Below are 2,593 nucleotides of genomic sequence, written 5' to 3'. Positions count from 1 at the left end.
GTGCTGGGCTGGTGGCTGCTGCTTGCAGGTTTGCGCAACTGGGACCGCCAACACCCCAGCGACGCCTCTGTGCCCGCCGGGCTCGTGGGGCGTTGGCTCAACAAGTTGCGCCATGCCCTGCTGGAGTCTGCCCACCACCGCATCACGGCCTGGTTGCTCACGCTGTCGAACTGGGTGGTCAAACTGGCCGCCGGGGCCTGCCTGCTTTCTGCCATCGCCGATGTCCGGTTGCCCATCGCCTGGGCTGGCGCTTTGGGTGGAGAATTGGCGGCCATCGTGCCCTTGCAAGGGCCAGCCGGTTTCGGCACCTATGAAGCCGGCGTCTGGGCCGGCATGGCCACAAACCTGGGGACTGGCTCTGCGCTGCTGACTCAAGCCATCCCCGCCGCCATCGCGCTGCACCTCTGCTTCCTGGTGTGCGCCGTGGTCGCTGGCGTGGTCGCGCTGCTGCTGACCCGGCTCCAGCCCGCGCCCGCCACCCGCTGAACACACGAAAACACAAGAACAAGCCATGAACACTGCTGTGACCTCTGCCGCCACTTCCGCCTCGGCCCTTGCCGACGTGCCCATGCACCGCCTGTCCATCGTGGTGCCGATGTACAACGAAGTGGAGAACGTCGAGCCCTTCGTGAGCGCCGTGCACGAGGCCCTGGCGAACTACGGCTTCCCCTGGGAGCTGCTGATCGTCAATGACGGCAGCCGCGACGGCACGCAGCAGGCCCTCGACGAGCAGGCGCGCCTGCGCGGCCCACATGTGCGCCCCATCCACCTGTGGCGCAACTTCCGCCAGACGGCGGCCATGCAGGCCGGCATCGATGCCGCACGTGGCGACGTCATCGTGACCCTCGACGGCGACCTGCAGAACGACCCCAAGGACATCCCGAAACTGGTGGCCCGGCTGCTCAGGGACGACATGGACCTGGTGGCCGGCTGGCGCCAGAACCGCCAGGACGGCCTGTGGCTGCGCAAGGTGCCATCGCGCATCGCCAACCGACTGATCCGCAAGGTCACGCAACTCGAATTCCAGGACCTGGGCTGCAGCCTCAAGGCCTACCGCGCCAGCGTGCTCAAGCGGGTGAGCCTGTATGGCGAGATGCACCGCTTCATCCCCGCGTGGATGGCGACGGTGACGTCACCGGCACGCATGGCCGAAGAGCCGGTGAGCCACCATGCCCGCACCCGAGGTGAGTCCAAGTACGGCATCTCGCGCACGCTGCGCGTGGTGCTCGACCTGCTGGCGGTGAACTTCTTCCTGCGCTTCTCGGGGCGCCCCGGTCACTTCTTTGGCGGCGTGGGCCTGGGCGTGGGCCTGGTGGGCATGCTGATCCTGTCCTACCTGGCTGTGCTCAAGATGTTCGGCGAACAGATCGGCGGCCGCCCCCTGCTGTGGCTGGGCTTCTTCTGCGTGCTGGGCGGGCTGCAGTTCCTCACGACGGGGGTGCTGGCCGAGTTGCTGATCCGCATCTACTACGATCGGGGCGATGTGGCGCCATACCACACCACGCAGGGCCCTGAACTGGCCGCAGAATCGGCCTGGCACCAGCCACGCTGAGGCCGCGCGTCGACTTCGCAGAAAGTCCGCTCAAGCATGACCGTCCCGTCCGCTGTACCGCACCCGCATCACCCATGACCGCTCCAACGCCTGCCACCGCGCCGCCTTCACCAGAAGCCCGCAAACCCGTCGGTCAGCGTTGGCCCGCCATCTGGGGGCCCATGCTGTGGGCTTTGATCGGTCTGGCACTGCTGCTGCTGACCTACCGCGTCTGGGTGGTCCACCACAGTGGCATCTCGCTGTTCTTTGACGAGGCCCAGTACTGGGACTGGTCGCGCAGCCTGCAATGGGGTTATTACTCCAAACCGCCCGTGATCGCCGCGATCATCCGCGCCAGCACCACGCTGTTTGGCGATGGGGTCATTGGCGTCAAGTTCCTGAGCATGCTGATCTACCCGGCCACGGCGCTGGTGATGGTCGGCCTGGCCCGCGCGCTGTGGCCCACCAGCAGCGGTGTGCGCACCGGCATTGTCGCCGGTGCCTTGTTCCTGTGCATGCCGATGGTCGGCACGATGGGCCTGTTCGCGAGCACGGACGCCCCCTTGCTGCTGTGCTGGACGCTGGCCGCATGGGCGCTGTGGCGGGCGCAAGTCACCAATCGCTTCCACCACTGGGTGCTGCTGGGCATCGCTTGCGGCATCGGTATCCTGAGCAAGTACACGATGGCAGCATTCGCGATCACCGCAGTTTGGGCACTCTGGGGGGTGCACGGCCCGCGCCGAGGCCTGTTGCGCGTCGGTCCTTGGGTGGCCGTGGCGCTGACCCTGCTGATCGTCTCGCCCAACCTGGTCTGGAATGCGCACAACGGCTTCCCGACGCTTCAGCACACGGCGGAACTCACCACGCAATCAGAGCGCTCGGGTGGCGTGCTCAAGCTGCTGGAGTTCCTCGGTGGACAACTGATGATGCTCGGCCCCGTGGCCATCGTGGCCGCAGCCTGGCTTTGGTGGCGCACCCGGCGCGTGCCGGCAGCACCGCTGGCCCCGGGCAGCCAGTGGGCGGCCAGCACCCAGGTGTCACCACCCACGCTATCAATGAATC

3 protein-coding genes are annotated in these 2,593 nt (G+C 67.0%); all 3 read left to right on the top strand.

Annotation, left to right across the window (positions count from 1 at the left end; translation table 11 throughout):
- Positions 1-486: hypothetical protein (locus tag B2W70_RS14780; protein WP_286746805.1), on the top strand; the 486-nt coding region annotated here is incomplete at its 5' end.
- A gap of 25 nt (positions 487-511) precedes the next feature.
- Complete coding sequence (locus tag B2W70_RS14775) at positions 512-1,552, top strand: glycosyltransferase family 2 protein (protein ID WP_058089133.1); 1,041 nt, start codon at positions 512-514, stop codon at positions 1,550-1,552.
- Between the two features lie 74 nt (positions 1,553-1,626).
- Positions 1,627-2,593: ArnT family glycosyltransferase (locus tag B2W70_RS14770; RefSeq protein ID WP_286746803.1), on the top strand; the 967-nt coding region annotated here is incomplete at its 3' end.

It is taken from the genome of Aquabacterium sp. UBA2148, assembly GCF_002328915.1.
Taxonomy (GTDB): domain Bacteria; phylum Pseudomonadota; class Gammaproteobacteria; order Burkholderiales; family Burkholderiaceae_C; genus Aquabacterium; species Aquabacterium parvum.
This window is presented reverse-complemented; position numbering and strand designations above follow the sequence as displayed.

Bases quoted from the DNA above. Each gene is read 5' to 3' on its own strand.
- B2W70_RS14775 (WP_058089133.1), top strand. From the start codon at position 512: ATGAACACTGCTGTGACCTCTGCCGCCACTTCCGCCTCGGCCCTTGCC.